Genomic DNA, 18695 nt, shown 5'->3' with positions numbered 1-18695 from the left:
TCTTGTGGATAACCTGCTATTTCTTATTACCAGCATGACCACCAAAGCGACGTGTGGGTGAGAATTCGCCCAGCTTGTGGCCAACCATGTTCTCGGTAATGTAAACAGGAATGAATTTATTTCCGTTGTGGACTGCAACGGTATGCCCCACGAAATCGGGGGAAATCATTGAAGCCCTGGCCCACGTCTTAACGACACTCTTCTTGCCACTCTCGTTCATGGCAAGAATCTTCTTCTCGAGTGCAACGTTGATATACGGACCTTTTTTTAATGAACGACTCATAATTTACACTTAGTTAACGTGATTACTTCTTATTGGCTCTTTCGATAATGTACTTATTAGAAAGCTTCTTGGGCGAGCGTGTCTTAAGACCCTTAGCATACAAGCCCTTGCGTGAGCGCGGGTGTCCTCCTGACTGACGGCCTTCACCACCACCCATCGGGTGATCATGAGGATTCATCACAACACCACGGTTGTGAGGACGACGGCCAAGCCAGCGAGAGCGGCCTGCCTTACCAGACTGCTCGAGGGCGTGGTCAGAATTGCCGACGCTACCCACAGTAGCCTTGCAAGCGCTAAGAATCAGGCGAGTCTCACCAGAAGGCAGCTTAACTACGCAGTAGCTGCCATCACGTGAAGTCAACTGAGCGAAATTTCCTGCGGAACGCACGAGCAGGGCACCCTGGCCAGGGCGAAGCTCGATGTTGTGGATCACAGTACCCACAGGAATGTTTGCGAGCGGGAGACAGTTGCCAATCTCTGGCGCTGCCTCTGCACCCGACATCACTGTCGTTCCAACTTGCAGTCCATTAGGAGCAATAATATAACGCTTTTCACCATCAGCGTAGTACAACAGGGCGATGCGAGCCGAGCGGTTCGGATCGTACTCTATTGTCTTTACAACTGCTGGAACACCATCCTTCTCCCGCTTGAAGTCGATGAAACGGAACTTCCTCTTGTGACCGCCACCTCTGTAGCGCATGGTCATCTTACCGGTGTTGTTTCGACCGCCGGTAGAACGCTTACCGTAAACGAGAGACTTCTCTGGCACGGATGCAGTAATTTCCTCGAACGTGCCAATAATCTTGTGTCTTTGACCCGGAGTAACCGGTTTAAACTTACGTACTGCCATTTGTATTATTGTATATTGCTATAAAAATCTATGGTATCACCCTCCTTCAGAGTGACGATTGCCTTCTTATACGCATTGCGCTGGCCTTTCACAAGACCAGCCTTCGTATAACGTGCAGAACGCTTACCTGAATAGCGCATTGTGTTCACGCCAATAACGGTAACGTTATACAGGGCCTCGATTTCTTTCTGTATGTCAATCTTGCTGGCCTCAGGCTTAACGATGAAGCCATACTTGGGGGTGGCCTTCTTGGTCACCTGCTGGCCCTTGTTCTTGCCCGCCTTCGGAGTATAAGTTCTATCCACAGAAGACTTGTCTGTAATCTTGGTCATCTTCTCAGTGACCAAAGGTTTTATAATAAATGCCATATTCCGTTGTCTCCTTTATTTGTTTAAGATACCGTCAATCTCCTTGAGCGAATTCTCGGTGATAACCAGCACATCTGCGTTCAAAACTTTATACGTATTGAGTGATGCGGCAAGCATAACTTCGACGCGCTGCAAGTTGCGAGCTGACAAATATACGTTTTTATTCACATCCGGCAAAAGATAAAGGGCTTTCTTACCGTCAACTTTGAGATTTTTAGCAATATTTATAAACTCTTTAGTCTTAGGGGCTTCCATTTGGAAATCCTCTACTACCAATATTGCATTCTCTTGTGCCTTGTAAGACAGAGCACTCTTGCGAGCAAGATTCTTTACTTTTTTATTCAGCTTGAAACCGTAGTCACGGGGCTTCGGACCGAACACACGACCACCACCAACGAGCAGCGGAGAGTTGATGTCACCACGACGTGCACCGCCGCCACCTTTCTGGCGACCGAGCTTGCGGGTTGAGCCGGAAACCTCGCTCCTCTCCTTAGACTTGGCCGTGCCCTGGCGCTGGTTGGCAAGATATTGCTTCACATCCAGATAAATGACATGGTCATTAGGTTCAATTCCGAAGATGCCCTCGTTTAACGTAACCTTTCTCCCGGTCTCCTGGCCATTGATATTTAATACGTTAATTTCCATTATTTCTCAATTAATACGGTTGAACCATTATAACCAGCAACACTACCCTTTACAAGGATAAGGTTATGTTCCGGTATCACTTTCAAAACTCTCAGATTCTGGGTGGTCACCCTCTCGTTACCCATGTGTCCGGCCATGCGCAAGCCCTTGAACACCTTTGCGGGATAAGAGCAGGCTCCGATAGAACCCGGCTTGCGGGCGCGGTCGTCCTGACCGTGGGTGCTCTGGCCTACACCGCCAAAGCCGTGGCGCTTGATTACGCCCTGGAAACCTTTACCCTTTGATGTCCCGACAACATCAACGAACTGTACGTCGTTGAAGATGTCAACCGTAATGGTGTCACCGAGGTTATACTCCTCGTCAAACTTGAACTCGGCCAAGTGGCGCTTAGGTGTTGTACCGGCCTTCTTGAACACGCCCATCATAGGCTTGGAGGTATTCTTCTCCTTTGCCTCGGCGAAGCCCAACTGAACAGCCTTGTAACCGTCTTTCTCAACGGTCTTCACTTGAGTAACAACACAAGGACCAGCTTCGATAACAGTGCACGGCACATTCTTGCCGTCGGCACTGAAAACGGATGTCATTCCGATTTTTCTTCCAATTAATCCTGGCATTTCAATTTAATATTAAAACAGTACTATACTTTGATTTCTACCTCAACACCGCTGGGCAACTCCAGCTTCATCAACGCGTCAACAGTCTTTGCAGTAGAGCTGTAGATGTCAATCAGACGCTTGTAGTCTGAGAGCTGGAACTGCTCGCGTGACTTCTTGTTAACGAACGTACTGCGGTTGACAGTGTAAATGCGCTTGTGGGTAGGCAATGGAATAGGGCCGCTGATGATTGCCCCTGTGGCCTTTACTGCCTTCACAATTTTCTCTGCTGACTTGTCTACGAGCTTGTGGTCGTACGACTTCAGCTTGATTCTGATTTTCTGACTCATTATTGTTTGTTTGTTATGTTTGTGTAGTGAGAGTGCCGAGCTGCTTAAGAGTCATTCGCTAAACAGCCCTGCACTCTCAGTTATGTCTATATAATTACACCAGGTCGGCGCGTCCCTTCACTTCTTCAAGCACAGCCTTTGCAATAGAGCTTGAGAGAGGCGCATGATGGTCGTACTCCATCGAGCTGGTTGCGCGACCTGAGGTGATGGTACGCAGAGCTGTCACGTATCCGAACATCTCTGACAGGGGCACCATTGCCTTTACCACGCGTGCGCCACTGCGAGCCTCGTCCATGCCTTCAACCTGGCCACGGCGCTTGTTGAGGTCGCCGATCACGTCACCCATGTTCTCCTCGGGAGTGATTACCTCGAGCTTCATGATGGGCTCCATGAGCACAGGGCCTGCCTTTACGCAACCATTCTTGTAGGCATTGATTGCTGCGAGCTCAAACGAAAGCTGGTCTGAGTCTACCGGGTGGAACGAACCGTCGAGCAGCGTCACCTTCATGCTGTCCATCGGATAGCCGCCAAGCACACCGTTCTTCATGGCGTTCTCGAAGCCCTTCTGCACCGAGGGGATGAATTCCTTGGGAATATTACCACCCTTAACCTCGTTGACGAACTGCAATCCGCCCTCCTTGAAGTCCTCGTCTACCGGGCCGATGTTGACAATGATATCGGCAAACTTACCACGACCGCCGCTCTGCTTCTTGTAAACCTCACGCAGGTTGACAGTCTTGGTGATGGCTTCCTTGTAGTTAACCTGGGGCTTACCCTGGTTGCACTCTACCTTGAACTCACGCTTCAGACGGTCGATGATGATGTCGAGGTGAAGCTCACCCATACCCGAGATGATGGTCTGGCCACTCTGCTCGTCGGTACGAACGGTGAACGTAGGATCCTCCTCGGCCAGCTTGGCAAGGCCGTTGTCGAGCTTGGCGATGTCTGCCTGGCTCTTGGGCTCCACTGCGATGGATATCACAGTGTCGGGGAAGGTCATAGACTCCAGCACGATGGGGTGAGCCTCTTCGCACAAGGTGTCGCCTGTACGTATGTCCTTGAATCCAACTCCTGCACCAATGTCGCCGGCATCGATAGACTCCATGGGTATTTCCTTGTTGGAGTTCATCTGGAACAGGCGGCTCACGCGCTCCTTCTTGCCGGAACGTGTGTTCAGCACGTATGAGCCTGCGCACACCTTGCCGGAATAAACGCGGAAGAACACGAGGCGTCCCATGTAGGGGTCGGTGGCAATCTTGAATGCGAGGGCTGCAGTAGGAGCGTCCTCAGAAGGCTTGCGATCCTCTTCCTCACCTGTCTCAGGATTGGTGCCCACGATGTTCTCGGTGTCGAGGGGCGACGGCAGGAAAGCGCAAACATAGTCGAGCAACGGCTGAACGCCCTTGTTCTTGTATGAAGAACCGCATATCATCGGGGTGCAGGCCATCGATACAGTACCCTTGCGTATGGCAGCGATGATCTCGTCCTCGGTGATTGTGTTGGGGTCGTCGAAATACTTCTCCATGATGGCCTCATCATACTCGGCGGCAGCCTCAAGGAGCTTGTTGCGCCACTCGTCGCACTCGTCCTTAAGGTCGGCAGGTATCTCCTCAATGGAATACTCAGCGCCCATGGTCTCGTCGTGCCACAGGATGGCCTTCATCTTGATCAGGTCTACAACGCCTTTGAAGTTCTCTTCAGCACCAATAGGCACCTGCATAACAACAGGATTGGCTCCGAGGATATCCTTCATCTGCTGAACAGTCTCGAAGAAATCGGCTCCAGAGCGGTCCATCTTGTTTACATAACCGATACGCGGCACATTATACTTGTCAGCCTGGCGCCACACAGTCTCCGACTGAGGCTGCACGCCATCGGCTGCAGAATAAGTGGCCACAGCACCGTCGAGCACACGGAGCGAGCGCTCAACCTCTGCGGTGAAGTCAACGTGTCCCGGAGTGTCGATGAGGTTGATCTTATACTCATTGCCACCCCACTTCCAATTGCAGGTGGTAGCAGCAGAGGTAATAGTTATACCACGCTCCTGCTCCTGGGCCATCCAGTCCATCGTAGCGGCACCGTCATGCACCTCGCCGATCTTGTGGGTCTTGCCGGTGTAGAACAGGATGCGCTCCGACGTCGTGGTCTTTCCGGCATCAATATGCGCCATGATGCCGATGTTGCGCGTCAAATGTAAATCGCGGTTTGCCATTGTCTTTTTACCTTTATGCTATTGTTTAGAATCTGAAGTGAGCGAATGCGCGGTTAGCCTCTGCCATACGGTGCATGTCTTCCTTGCGCTTGAAGGCTCCGCCCTGGCTGTTGAAAGCGTCCATTATCTCTGCGGCGAGCTTCTCGGCCATCGACTTTCCACTGCGCTTGCGTGCGAAGGCAATCATGTTCTTCATGGAGATGCTCTCCTTGCGCTCGGGACGGATTTCAGTGGGCACCTGGAACGTGGCACCACCGATGCGGCGGCTCTTCACCTCCACCTGCGGGGTGATGTTGTCCAGGGCGCTCTTCCAAATCTCGAGTGCCGACTTCTCCTCGTTGCTCATCTTTGCCTTTACGACATCAAGTGCATGATAGAAAATCTGGTATGAGGTATTCTTCTTGCCGTCATACATCAGATGATTCACAAACTTAGAGACCTTCTGGTCATTGTAAACGGGATCCGGCAGGATCACACGCTTCTTTGGTTTTGCTTTTCTCATTTTGTTTTTAACGAAATTTATTCTGCATGGGGCTGTTTCTTTGTTCTTCAACGCCCGCTCTCGGGCATTTACTCAACCTTTAATAACAATTCTCCAGCAAAACTAATCTAAAAAAATGTCTTTGTCCTTTTTCCTTCAGCGGTTACGCACGGGTTATTTCTTTGCCTTAGGACGTTTTGCACCATACTTTGAACGGCGCTGTGTACGGTTGGCTACACCTGCGGTATCAAGCGTACCACGCACAATGTGATAGCGAACACCGGGAAGGTCCTTCACACGACCGCCACGAACGAGTACGATAGAGTGCTCCTGCAGGTTGTGCCCTTCGCCGGGGATGTAGGAGTTAACTTCTTTCTGGTTGGTCAAACGCACACGGGCAACCTTACGCATTGCCGAATTAGGCTTTTTGGGAGTTGTGGTGTAGACACGGACGCAAACGCCACGGCGCTGAGGACATGAGTCCAAAGCCGGCGACTTGCTCTTGTCTGCAAGCACGTTCCTGCCTTTTCTTACCAATTGTTGAATTGTAGGCATTGTTGTTGTTTTTTAAATATTATATGTATTGTTATTATTGTCAACGTTTTGAAATATGGGCTGTTTGCCCTTTTTGGGGTGCAAAGATACTAACTTTTTTCCAAACTGCCTAATATACATCAATTAACAGGCGAGCAATCTTTACGATTTTATATATAAATAATATTTTTTAACTATCAGCATTATTCAAAGCATCAATATATTCGTTGAACTTCTGAGTTGAAGACACCGAAACACGACATTAAGGACACCTTACATACCATCACCGCCAATCTCTTTGAACGCCGACCATCCACAAGCCACCTCATCCCTATCGGCAGACTTATGCCCAGGCACGATGCCAGTCCAGCTACATTGTCGAAACTCCCCGCTGAAAAACGGCCATAAGGAACAATCACACCAGCTGTCTGCATCAGGTACATCACTGCCTGCAAAGCACATACGACAACACAGGCTGCCTCGAAGCCACTCCACACTTGTTCAAAACGAACAACCGATGGCCTTACCATACCCACTACAGCCCAAACGATGCCTACGAATATAAATGCAACACCCGTCGCATACCATTTAGGCTCTATCATCGCGCCAGGCAACTCTGCACAGACGGTGAACACAGATGCGCCCAATACAAGAGCACAACAGACGAATGAAACTATATATCCAAATCTCGACATAATCGCAAACTCATTTGTACACCACGGCACGCCCGTCGGGCGTCATGCCCTCGGCCGACACTACTATGCTACGGCACGACGAGTTGTTATACAGCTCTATGGTGGCACGCCCGCTGCTGTCGGCCTTCACATCGGGGTTCCAGTAGAGCGTGCGGCGGTGGTCGGCCTCCTTCGGCATAACGCTGTAGTCGGGCATGCTGAACGTTTCAACACGGCTGTAGCCTTCAAAATACGTGCAACGCTGCCCCTTGTGCTTAACTGGAAACGTATGTCGGCTGTACAGAAAGACCGTCACTGGCGAATGACGGCCAAAGTCACGTATCGTGATGTATTTCCTCCAAACATTGTCATCTTCTGATATATACACAGACTTGAAGTCTTCAAGTGACTGAGGCATTATCTCGTGGTTAAGACTATTAATATTTTCCGCGTCGAAATCCTCATAGACAAGAGACTTTGACGTTTGCGTCACCGTATAAAACGCGTTGTTGAGTATCCATACCACAGGCCTGTTCTTATATGACAGCCCACTTGTCTGCGCAAAAAGCTGATGCCCAAGGTCTCTCTCCTTATAGAACAGTTCCACGTACTTGGGCCCCTTTATAAACCGATCTCCCTGAAAATATATTGCGTCGCCGGGCCTGCGGTCGGAGATATTGTCAAGGAGCAAAGAAGACGGGATCCAGTTCTTACTTTTTTCACGCACCCGACGGTCGTGGTCGTTTTCCAATGAGTCAGGGACATCTGTTGTGATACCCTCCATATCACTGACCGACCCAGCAAAGAAACTGTTTTTTCCGGCCAGCCACTCAAATACCGTGGGCATCTCTCCACCTCGGTCATAGATTTCGTCGGCTGCCTTGCCACAGTCATACCTGATGTTAGACCAGAATGCACCTCGCTGCTCATTCTCCCAAGCGGCACGGGCATCCTCAAACAACCGTTTGCCTTCCACCTCCACAGTCCTCAATATGTGCGTGCGCTCATCCATTGGCAGGCTTACCAGCGAGGAGTCCATAAAGCCTGGAATGGACGTCAACAGCCCCAGCGAATATGCCTCAGTGCGCATAGTCTCCAACGGTGACAGCAACCGGGCCGACGGCGAGAAATTCCGGTCTATGCCTATACGGCACCCGGATGACTCGCCATTATATTTCGCGTTCATCAACAGGGTCCACTCGCCGTCGCAGTCGGGAAGCCTGAACACGTAGTCTCCGGCCGAGTCTGTCCTGGCAGTACCGTCCATAGAGTCACCTGCCCGGTTATAGAGCGTTGCCGTAAGCTCCGCCCCGTTCACGCCGCCATGCGTTTTCGAATGATACAACCTGCCGCTGAGATAGAGTCCGTCCTCTATGGGGTGGCGCCTCTCGAAGCGGGCCGTGCCGTCCATCTGACTAATGTCGTAGCGGCGCCAACCCTGGACCATCATCAGGAGGTCGGCGGCGCGGCGGTGGGCCTCGTCGTCGGACTCGAGATAGTATTCCGGCCGGTGTATGTAGCCGCGAAGGTCTGACGTGAGCAGAAGCCAGGTGGCCGCGTCGCCCGCGCTGCCGTTGACATCGCCGGCTGCGTCGCGCACCGACACCGAGAACGTCGCCCCGGGCTGCGTCATCATGTCGATTGTCAACTTGCCGAAAGGCGACAGCGCACCTTCCGCCTTCATGTATATGCTATCCAGGCCCTGCCGTGGATAAACGAATGCCATGCGCTCGGCCACGACATGCCCGTCCTCCGAAATTACTGCCAGTTGGCTAACGCCCGGTGCCATGTCGGCCTTAGAGAATCGGCGGCGGGCCGTGCGCTCCGTTGGGGCGATAATGTCTGTGGCATCCACATTGCCGCCGCTGACCAGCACAAGTGCCAAAGGCCCGGCAAAGCCATCGCTGCGCCTGACCACCACATTAATATAATCACCGTCCGTAGCGTCAACCGACATCACACAGCCATCTTTGCTCGCTTCTGGTAACACAAACTCACGCCTCCTACCGTCCTTGCCTGACAATATTAGCGTCGCAGGTTCTTGTGACGGGGTATAGTCGAACACGCCCCGCCCCTCACGCAATGTATTCACGGCAACAACCTTACCGTCGGCGAGCAACAACTCCCCTTCAGTGTCCATAGGCCGCCCGTCTCTGTCTGTAACGGCGAAGGCCACACGAGTTGGCAACCCGGCCACAAGACGTCCGCACTCAGGATAGAAGTCGACATTAATCGACATGCGCTCCACATTATCTTCCTGCCTGACGCTTGGCAGGCGCTTGCGGTGGCTTGCCTCGTCGATAGACGGATGCCCATAGTCACCCGCTTTTTGTGGGGCGTCAAACACTGGGAGCACACGCGAGAACATCCATGCAGCATCCCAGTTGAGCATGTAGCGGGTGTATGCACGTACCTCGTAGAAGCCGCTAGTGAGCAGATTGTCGAGCTTTATCGACCCGGAGCCGCGCCCGCCGTCAAGCCTCACCTTGCGCGTCTCTATCACTTCGCCCGTAGGGTCGAGCAGCTCAACATAGAGCACCCGGCTCATGTCCGTGAGCCTCTGCCTGTCACATCGCACCACATATGCGCTGAACCACAATGTCTCGCCACGGAAATATGCCGTGTTGTCAAAGTGCAGGTAGACTTTCTCCTGCGGGAACAATCTGTTGAAGGCCTCAATGTCATTGACGAAGCCCTTCAGTCGGCACACTGCCGACGGGCCCATATCAACAGCCACGTCACCCGGCCCTACGGACTCCGTGTCCTTCAGGTGCGCCAACCACTCCTCTGCCTTTGTACGCTTCACTATCTCTGTCCGTTTCCAAAAGGCGGCGTCATAGCCTATCCTGTCTATCTGCCGTCGCAGGTCTGTGGCCGGGTGGGCTTTCTTCTCGCCGGACAATGCCATTTTTCCCACGTTATACATTAGTGAAGAGAAGTTCACTGTCGCGCCATTGTTGTTGTATTCTGCCTCTACCCTGAGCGTCCTCACGTTGCTGAAGCCAGGCGAGCTGTCATAATCAACATAAATACACACATCAGCCTTCACTTCCTTGCCGTACCTTTCACCGAAGTTGCTCAATATCGTTACGTTATGCACCCGGCCATCAACTCTCAACAGCTCGTTGTTGCTGGGCGACATGTAAACTGTTCCATCAAACGCCATCAACTTGCTGTATTCATCCTTTGGCGTGAAGCGCACGGCATAAACCGTGCGCCCACCATCCTCTATTATGTTGTAGCTCAAATCGTAGAACCTGGCGTAGTTCCAATGCAAAGGACTGACGAAGCCCGTAAGGTCAAGCCGGTTGGCGTTGCTCACCATGCAAAGCTCCGACAAGGCCAGCAGGTTAGCCGAATGCCCCCTTACGCTACCATTCACCTCATCGTCTGAGTAGCGGCCCGTTATAAGCATCAAGTCACGCACGGCGAAGGCAGACTTGGCGTTGAAGAAAGCCTCAACCATGCTCGTCATGTTGCCATCCACCCGCGTCGTCTGCCTGTAAAAGAAGTTGCTTGCCGCATCGGCGTTGGCCTCCATGCGCTCCACAGCCGCCTTAACCATGCCATCCATCTTTTTGCCCAACGGGCTCACGTCAACATTCCCAATCACCACGTTGCCGGGAACAAGCCGCACAACATCGCTCAATCCGACCACCGGCAATGTCTGAGAACGATATCCGACATACGACACTGTCAGACTGTCTGCAGATTGTGCCGACAGCTTGAAATAGCCGTCGGCATTTGCAACTGTCGACGCTCCGCCAGAGGAGCGCACGGCGGCCATGGGCAAAGACTCGCCGGTATTGGCGTCAACCACACGAGACTCACATGTACGTACCACCTGCGCATTTAGCAAAATACACGACAGGCAGGAAACTATACAAACAACAACTCGCTTCTTCATACACAAAACATTTGGGCATCAACACAATTAATACTAAAACTATCAAACGCAAGCCTTATTGCCTTCAGCGAGAAGGTTTCAGAGCTTATGCAGCATCTTTATCTCGACATAATCGCAAACTCATTTGTACACCACGGCACGCCCGTCGGGCGTCATGCCCTCCGCCGACACTACTATGCTACGGCACGACGAGTTGTTATACAGCTCTATGGTGGCACGCCCGCTGCTGTCGGCCTTCACTTCGGGGTTCCAGTAGAGCGTGCGGCGGTGGTCGGCCTCCTTGGGCATAACACTGTAGTCGGGCATGCTGAACGTTTCAACACGGCTGTAGCCGTCATAAAACGTGCGCCTCAGGCCGGTAGCCCCTTGCGGAAACACATGGTGGGAATACACGAATACCGTCACCGGGCTGTAGCCCTCAAGGCCGGAAACGCGGACATAGTGCTTCCATATATCATCGTCCTCAGAGATGAACACCGACTTGACCTCGTCAAGTTTAATGGGCATCATCTCAGAAGAGCTATAATATATGTCCATTATATCGCGCAAGGATATTGACGCCGGGGCGTCCGATATGCAGTAGAAGTTGTTGTTGAGTATCCATACAACAGGCCGCTTCTTGTAAGACATGCCTATTCTCTGGAGGGTGAGCACATGGCCTATGGCTATTTCATCATATTTGCCACGCTCCTGATCGGCCTTTATATACGCTTCCTTATTTTCAGCTAAAAAAGAAACCGGCACTTTGTTTTTCTCATCAAAGTCTTCCTCAAGCACACTCATCATCTGCTCACTCCCCTCAAGCACCGGCTTTAGCGCGTCCATATCGTCTGTGGAACCGCTGAAGAAACTGTTCTTGCCTGCCAGCCACGCCATGAACCCGGGCATTTCCTCGCCGCGGTCGTATATCTCGTCGGCCGCCTTGTTGCAGTCATAGCGCAGGTAAGACTTGAATGCGCCACGCTGCTGATTCTCCCACGCTGGGCGGGCGTTGTCAAACGGGCGGCGACCTTTCACCTTCACCTCCTTCAGCGTGTGCACCCGCTCGTCAATCGACAGTCCGCCGGCCAGCATCCTAAAGTCACGCACTGCCTGTACGTTTGGCCGCCGCCCGACATGCTCATGCCGTTCCATCTCCTGCGGCGAAAGGGCACGCGCAGCAGGCGAGAAGTTGCGGTCGATGGCCACGCGGTAGTCGCGCGGCTTGCCTTTGGCTGTGGCCGTGTTGAGGAGCATGGCCCACTCACCCTCGCAGTCGGGAAGCCTGAAGGCATAACGCCCCGAGCTGTCGGTCACGGCGACGCCTCCCATGTTGCTGCCGTCGCGCTTGTAGAGAGTGGCCGTGAGCCGCACCCCGCCAAGGGGATCCTTACGCTTCACGCGGTGAAGGCTACCGTAGAGATAAAGGCCGTCCTCTATGGGGTGGCGCCTCTCGAAGCGGGCCGTGCCGTCCATCTGACTGATGTCGTAGCGGCGCCAACCCTGGACCATCATCAGGAGGTCGGCGGCGCGGCGGTGGGCCTCGTCGTCGGACTCGAGATAGTATTCCGGCCGGTGTATGTAGCCGCGAAGGTCTGACGTGAGCAGAAGCCAGGTGGCCGCGTCGCCCGCGCTGCCGTTGACATCGCCGGCTGCGTCGCGCACCGACACCGAGAACGTCGCCCCGGGAACAGTGCGCGCCTCAAGCCTCAGCTTGCCGCAGGGAGAGAGAGCGCCAACGGCATTCACCGACACCGTGTCGACACCGCCGCGGGGATGGACGAACACCATGCGCTCGGCCACGATGCGACCGTCGGGGCGCAGAAGCGCCAGCTGGCTCACGCCAGGCGACATGTCGGCCTTGGGGAAGCGGCGGCGGGCCGCCTGCTCACCGCCGCCGATGATGTCGTTGCCCTCAACGTTGCCGCCGTTGACAAGAACAAGGGCCAGCGGAACGGCAAAGCCACTCGTGCGACGGATGTCCACGTAGACGTAGTCGCTGTCGACGGCATCCACCGACATGACGCAACCTTCGGCATCGGCCGCGGGGAGCGTGAAGCGGTGGCGGGCGCCCTTACCGTCTGTCAAGAGCAGCGTGGCGGGCTCAGCGGAGGGCGTGTAGTCGAACACGCCGCGGCCCTCGCGCAGTGTATGAACCGACACATGGCGGCCGCCGGGAAGCACGAGGGTGCCAACGGCGTCAATCGGACGGCCCGAGCCATCGGTCACGGCAAAGGCCACGCGCGACCCAAGCCCGGCCACCAGCCGGCCGCCCTCGGGATAGAAGTCGACATTGAGAGCGCTGCGCCCAACGCTGTCCTCCTGCCTGACGCTCGGAAGGCGCTTGCGGTGGTCGGGCACGGCTATCGACGGGTGGCCGTAGTCGCCGGGCTCCTTGGGCGCGTCGAACACTGGCAGGAAGCGCGAGAAGGCCCACCCGGAATCCCAGTTGAGCATGTAGCGGGTGTAGGCACGCACCTCGTAGAAGCCGCTCGTCAGAAGCCTGTCGAGCTTTATCGAACCCGACCCGCGCCCGCCGTCAAGCCTCACCTTGCGCGTCTCTATCACTTCGCCCGTAGGGTCGAGCAACTCTACGTAGAGCACACGGCTCATGTCCGACAGGAGCCCGCGGTCGGTGCGCACCACGTAGGCACTGAACCACATCGTCTCGCCGCGGAAGTAGCCCGTGTTGTCGAAGTGAAGGTAGGCCTTCTCCTGCGGGAAAAGGCGGTTGAACACACCGATGTTGCCGACACGCCCGCGCAGGCTGTCGGCCAAGCCTGCGCCACCGCCACTCGCACGGCCTGCAGACGCCGCTGCAAGAAACAAGGCTACGGCCAGAACCTTAATGTAAACTCTACTCATCGCATTTTTATTTTCGGTTCAATGAACATTCAACAGATAATACAGGTGCTTGTGAATGACAATCACTCCGTGCCGGCCGATGCCCCGGAGGCATTGCCGACAAGCTCGAAATACATGGGGTTGCCTGGCTCTTTCCGGCTACGGGACATGAGGCTCAGCCTGCCACGCACCTTGCCGCCACAGGCTTCGAGCGCCATGTCGCCAAAGTAGTAATACTGCTTGCCGCCGCGGACATAGCGGTCGGGCATGGTCAGCCCACCTTCGGTGAACACCAGGCGGCCCCCGGAAAGTGTACCGCAGAACTTGGCCGACTCGTCACCTACCGTCAACGTTCCCGAAAGTCCGCCGCCCGTCACGCCGTTTAACGTCATTGCAAACGGGCGCTCATCAAGGATGTACTTGCCGCTCCAGTCGTAGGTGGCGATGAAACCCCGATAATCACCGGCCGGCAAGTCAACGGCCACTGCAGAAGGGCGTACGTCGGGAAGGCTGTCGGGGATGTAAGAATACCTGGGGGCATTGGCATAGACATCGTGCATATACGTCTCCTCGTGCGGACGCATCAACTCCTCGGAAGCCTCAGGGCAATGCATGCGCGCAGCACGCTGAAGGCTGTTAACTGCCAGCAATGAGTCTTTTGCTACGCCATACCCGTTACGTAGGAACACGCCGAGCATATATAGCGATTCTGCATCAGGCCAATTGGCGGCAGGCAAAAATGCAAGCACGGCATCGCTGTAGCTCTGTCGGCAACCAATACCCTTAGTCAGCATATAGCCCTTATAATACATACAGTTCTTGTCATGCACATCCGCTCCTAGACTGTAATAATAATATGCTTTGCTGACATCCTGACAAACGCCACCTTTTCCGTCCTTGTACATATCGCCAAGAACTTTATATGCCTTGCCGTATCCTGTCTGCCCGGCTTTCCTCAACAGCATTACGGCCTTCGCTGTATCACGTTTTACTGAATTATCCGAGACATAAGCCACCCCAAGATGAAACATCCAATATGCACTCGAATCCTTTTCGACTGTCTTTTCTAGGATTTTCACCGCCCAAGCTCTGTCTTTTTCAGAACTCCCAATATCATCAAGAATCTTCAGTGCACTGCGGGATGAAGCATATACCTCTTTTGTGGAGTAACGGTGTGGCCCGGCAACTTCAGAGCCTTCACCCATACCAAAGCCCCTCTCCTTTTTTCTGGTGAATCGCATTAAGTCTCCTACCTGCATTACACCGTTTCCTAACGTCACAGGCAGATTGTTCCATGTCCATAGCCCCATCTTTTCACGCCTTATCATTTGAGCCTGAATGGCAGCATGCCTCTCTGCTTTATCAAACAGATTCCTCTCGGTGTTCTTCCAATAAAACTCAGCCCTGCTTGCGCCCGCATCAGGATCTTCCGGATATTCCAGCCCTGTATTAATATATACATGAACGTCAGCAGTGTCAACAACAGTTGTTATTGTACTGCCATCAAACCTGTAAGTTCCTTTCACCTTTATCAACAAAGTCTGGTATTTCGATTTATACCGCTTCCACTTTGGAGCTTTCAGCGCACCAACAGCACTTGCCTCGCTTGAGCGTCTAGACACCATCTCACCGCTAATTCGAACAGTGAACATACCGTCATTATCAAACTTGCAATATCCATCCAAATCACCATAATAATAAGCCAGCCCCAAGCTGTCAAGATATGCATTGGTGCAATACCACTTGCCAACGATGCCACGGGCCTGTGCCGACTGGAACAGGCTAAACAAGACCAAGGCTGCCAAAATAAATTTCTTCATATCATATATCAGTTATTGGTTGTCAACAAATTTAGGAGTTTTTATTTACCCGGTAAAGCCTTAACATAATATTTATTGTTTACCCCTCGACAAATTAACATCGCCGAACAAGCAGAAAGCCGTTAGCCTCCTACTTCCCTTGCTTTATGTCAACCGGAGGCACTACACCTACATTCACGTTGCGGGTATCGTTATCACCTCCCCACTTGGTCACTTCAAGATCAGCGGAAGCAAGCATTGCCAGCCATGGCAAGAGCGCGACGCCCAATGACAAAATTCTTGTTTTAGTAATCATAAATTTATAGTTTTTTGGGTTTCAATTGTCGATGCAAAGTTAAGGCGTTTTTCTGACTTTTGCAACAGGCAGAAATTTTGGTGTGACATAAAAAAAGTGCACCTGCAGCCAAAAAATCCCGCAATTACGGGGGTTTTGAGAGATTGGCGCATGGCATAAAAGCCCAGAAACAGGCTAAAATGTCACAAAAAAACTTTTCATACCCATCAATAATATCAACAATAAGCAGCCTTTGAAAATCGATTGCGAACGGATTGTGCGCAGTAACGGCCACGTTTTTCAAAGCGCGAATAGAGAGTGCTAAGGGCCACACCACCAACGAGGATTTGGAAAACAACCCGGAAAAGCGTGCAAGATGATTGAACCCCCATCATCCATCAGGCCGCCAGTGATACGTCACAGTATCCTATCTTGGCTTTCCAAGTGCCTTAATGCTTTTGTCGGCATCTTGCCAACCACTTTGTCTCGTCGTAGCCCGCTACGCCTTCGCCAACGTTGGCAGCCTATCTGCCTGGCAACGGCATCAAACCACTTTGTTCTCTAATGGCCGATTTGGGTTGAAAAAACAAGGCCGGTGACTGAAAGATGGCTACGCAAAAGCCCGAGGCAAACCACTTAGAACCATGCCCTCGTCACCGTGCCGGCATCGTCGGCAGCAACCCTGTGTGGCCCCTGCAACGCAAGATGCGGCACTCCTCCTGTAAGCGACTACGGGAAAATCAAGATGCTACCCTATTTTTATTGCATGAAAAGACGCTTATTACACAAAAATAAGTTAACTTTGCACAACTTAAAACATAAAATACATAAAACAATGAGATTCGGCAGAACAATATTACTAACCACATTCATATCCATATTGGCCATAATGGCAGGATGCACGCAAGGAACATCCGAGGCGCGCCTGGCACAAATAGACTCTCTCTTGGAGAGAAAGCTCTACGACTCAGCCCGTGCGGAATTGAGCCGAATAGCCCCAAGCGACCTGAAATCAGAAGAAGACATTGCCCATTACAACCTGCAGAAAACAAACCTCTGCTTCCGAAATGGCGAAGTGTTGCCCAATGACTCGATGATAGACATAAGCATAAAGCACTACAGGCAGAATGGCGACAAACAAAAATTGGCTCGATCATTGTATTTCAAAGGACGCACACAATATGACAGAAACGAAACAAAAAATGCCTTAAGAAACCTGCTCGAGGCCGCAGGCATAGCCAAAGAGACAGGCGATGACGCCCTAAAAGCCAAGATATATGCAAGCCTTGCTTACTTCAACAAGAGACTTGGAGAAAACAGATATGCCCTGAAATATATAAAACAAGCGCTAAAATATGCTGAAAAAATCAAGTATGACAAAGCTTTTCTAATACCAGGAATCTACATGCAAGCATCAGACATATACGGCAACCTGAAAGACACGGCCAATGCAATAGCGTACATTGAGAAATGCATACCTTACATCGAACACACAGACTCTTTTGGCAAGGCAAACATTTACAGCGGGCTGGCTAATATATATAATGTGAAAGGCGACTTCGAAAAGGCAAAGAAGTATGGCGACATGTCGATAAACCTTAGGCCGAAACACGACACCTACTACATACTCTCACAAACTTACAAGAATAAGGGCGACATGGCTACAGCCGACACGATGATAAAGCAAGCCATAAAGACGGCCACGCCAAACTATAAGATGATGATGATGGCAGAAATAAGGAAAGAGAAACAGGGCCAAGGCCGATACAAAGATGCTGCCGCGTTGGGCGACAGCATGATGAGCCTGAACAACTCTATAACGAGAAGAAACCAGGCTGACAGCATCATCGAGATACAGGCCACATTCGACATTGCGCAAAAAGACAGGCAACAAATTGCCAAGCTGAAGCATGGCATAATCTGCATAGCCATTGTGGCCATTGCATTGATTGCCATATCAATAATGAAACAGTACACCCAAAATGCCTTGTTTAAGAGAAAGATAAGGAAGGCCAAACATGAACTGCAGGCCATAATCGACAATTACAGCGAATTCAAAAATATATTGTACAACACATTGAACGCGGCCGCCGAGAGTAACAAGGGCAACGCCGAAGATGGCCCAAAGGCCGGGCAGCCGGAGGAACGCCCGCAGGAAACAATGGCGCAAGCCCCCAACCGGGCCGAAGGCATAGCCCCCGAAGCCCGGCAATGCCTGGCAGAAATGTACGAAATGACAGACTACGTCATAATAAACAACAACTGCATAGCCAAATGGAGCAACGACAAGACGGCTCGCTTCATAGGCTACTGCTGCTGCGCAATACCGGGGCTTAACGACAAGATGGAGAACGACTATACCAACCTGACAAAGCAAAACAAGCTAATGCTTATATTCATTTACCTAAACAAAGAGAAGGAAGACATCTGCAAAATAATGGGGCTGAGCGAAAGCGCATTCAGGCAGGCCCAGAACAGGCTGAAGAAGAAAGCGAAAACGACTGCGGCAGCGTAAGCCCCACCCACCCCGGCCATGGTTTGCTGCCAACCGAAAGCCGGCAATGCGGTGACGGGTGGCCACACCGGCATGGCACGCCGCACGCCAAAAGAGGCAAGGCCGCAAACTGCCACAGCCACCGACAGTGGCACACCAATGCCCGGCGCCCCGACAAGGCAGGCAACGACAAAGGCCGAACCGGCTTGCCAAACGGCCCTGAACGCCATGCAATACGGGCCGTTTTACGACGTGAAACGGGCCATATTGCGAGGCAGGCAGAAAAGCCCTGGCAGACAGCGACTTGGCAACCTGATGCCACCCGGGGCAAGACGGCAAGGCAAACGGGCGACACATCATTGTGATGGCGCGCAACAAGGGTTAAAT

14 protein-coding genes are annotated in these 18695 nt (G+C 52.4%); 1 reads left to right on the top strand and 13 read right to left on the bottom strand.

Annotated features, from left to right (window positions below):
* Positions 1–16: 16 nt before the first annotated feature.
* From rpsS to M3089_RS13935, 13 genes are all read right to left on the bottom strand, one after another.
* Positions 17–283, bottom strand: a complete 267-nt coding sequence (gene rpsS, locus M3089_RS13995; protein ID WP_205109567.1) for a 30S ribosomal protein S19 — start codon at positions 281–283, stop codon at positions 17–19.
* A 22-nt stretch (positions 284–305) separates the two neighbouring features.
* Complete coding sequence (gene rplB / locus M3089_RS13990) at positions 306–1133, bottom strand: 50S ribosomal protein L2 (protein ID WP_205109565.1); 828 nt, start codon at positions 1131–1133, stop codon at positions 306–308.
* Between the two features lie 5 nt (positions 1134–1138).
* Entirely contained in the window at positions 1139–1501 is a 363-nt protein-coding gene (gene rplW / locus M3089_RS13985; protein ID WP_205109563.1) for a 50S ribosomal protein L23, read from the bottom strand.
* Between the two features lie 15 nt (positions 1502–1516).
* Entirely contained in the window at positions 1517–2146 is a 630-nt protein-coding gene (gene rplD / locus M3089_RS13980; RefSeq protein WP_205109562.1) for a 50S ribosomal protein L4, read from the bottom strand.
* On the bottom strand, positions 2146–2760 hold the full coding sequence (rplC, locus tag M3089_RS13975; protein ID WP_205109560.1) for a 50S ribosomal protein L3: 615 nt from the start codon (positions 2758–2760) through the stop codon (positions 2146–2148). Before rplC ends, rplD begins: the two co-directional genes overlap by 1 nt.
* 23 nt (positions 2761–2783) lie before the next feature.
* On the bottom strand, positions 2784–3089 hold the full coding sequence (rpsJ, locus tag M3089_RS13970; protein WP_072290385.1) for a 30S ribosomal protein S10: 306 nt from the start codon (positions 3087–3089) through the stop codon (positions 2784–2786).
* 94 nt (positions 3090–3183) lie between these two features.
* Positions 3184–5301, bottom strand: a complete 2118-nt coding sequence (fusA, locus tag M3089_RS13965) for an elongation factor G (RefSeq protein WP_205109558.1) — start codon at positions 5299–5301, stop codon at positions 3184–3186.
* A 25-nt stretch (positions 5302–5326) separates the two neighbouring features.
* Positions 5327–5803 carry a 30S ribosomal protein S7 gene (gene rpsG, locus M3089_RS13960; protein WP_205109556.1) on the bottom strand — a complete coding sequence of 159 codons (477 nt, stop codon included), beginning with the start codon at positions 5801–5803 and terminating at the stop codon, positions 5327–5329.
* Between the two features lie 153 nt (positions 5804–5956).
* Positions 5957–6337: a 30S ribosomal protein S12 gene (gene rpsL / locus M3089_RS13955; protein WP_205109555.1), complete on the bottom strand. Its 381-nt coding sequence runs from the start codon at positions 6335–6337 to the stop codon at positions 5957–5959.
* 684 nt (positions 6338–7021) lie between these two features.
* Positions 7022–10834: a carboxypeptidase-like regulatory domain-containing protein gene (locus M3089_RS13950; RefSeq protein ID WP_249084753.1), complete on the bottom strand. Its 3813-nt coding sequence runs from the start codon at positions 10832–10834 to the stop codon at positions 7022–7024.
* A gap of 183 nt (positions 10835–11017) precedes the next feature.
* Positions 11018–13741 carry a hypothetical protein gene (locus M3089_RS13945; protein ID WP_249084751.1) on the bottom strand — a complete coding sequence of 908 codons (2724 nt, stop codon included), beginning with the start codon at positions 13739–13741 and terminating at the stop codon, positions 11018–11020.
* Positions 13742–13803: 62 nt separating this feature from the next.
* On the bottom strand, positions 13804–15540 hold the full coding sequence (locus tag M3089_RS13940; RefSeq protein ID WP_249084750.1) for a tetratricopeptide repeat protein: 1737 nt from the start codon (positions 15538–15540) through the stop codon (positions 13804–13806).
* Positions 15541–15670: 130 nt separating this feature from the next.
* The gene (locus tag M3089_RS13935; protein ID WP_249084747.1) at positions 15671–15835 is read right to left on the bottom strand and encodes a hypothetical protein; all 165 of its coding nucleotides are present in this window, start codon (positions 15833–15835) and stop codon (positions 15671–15673) included.
* Between the two features lie 814 nt (positions 15836–16649).
* Here M3089_RS13935 and M3089_RS13930 point away from each other — a divergent pair.
* The gene (locus tag M3089_RS13930; RefSeq protein ID WP_249084745.1) at positions 16650–18329 is read left to right on the top strand and encodes a tetratricopeptide repeat protein; all 1680 of its coding nucleotides are present in this window, start codon (positions 16650–16652) and stop codon (positions 18327–18329) included.
* Positions 18330–18695: the final 366 nt, after the last annotated feature.

It is taken from the genome of Marseilla massiliensis (assembly GCF_023336985.1).
GTDB lineage: Bacteria > Bacteroidota > Bacteroidia > Bacteroidales > Bacteroidaceae > Prevotella > Prevotella intestinigallinarum.
Note: the sequence above shows the minus strand (reverse complement) of the source record. Positions and strands in the feature narration are given on the sequence as shown.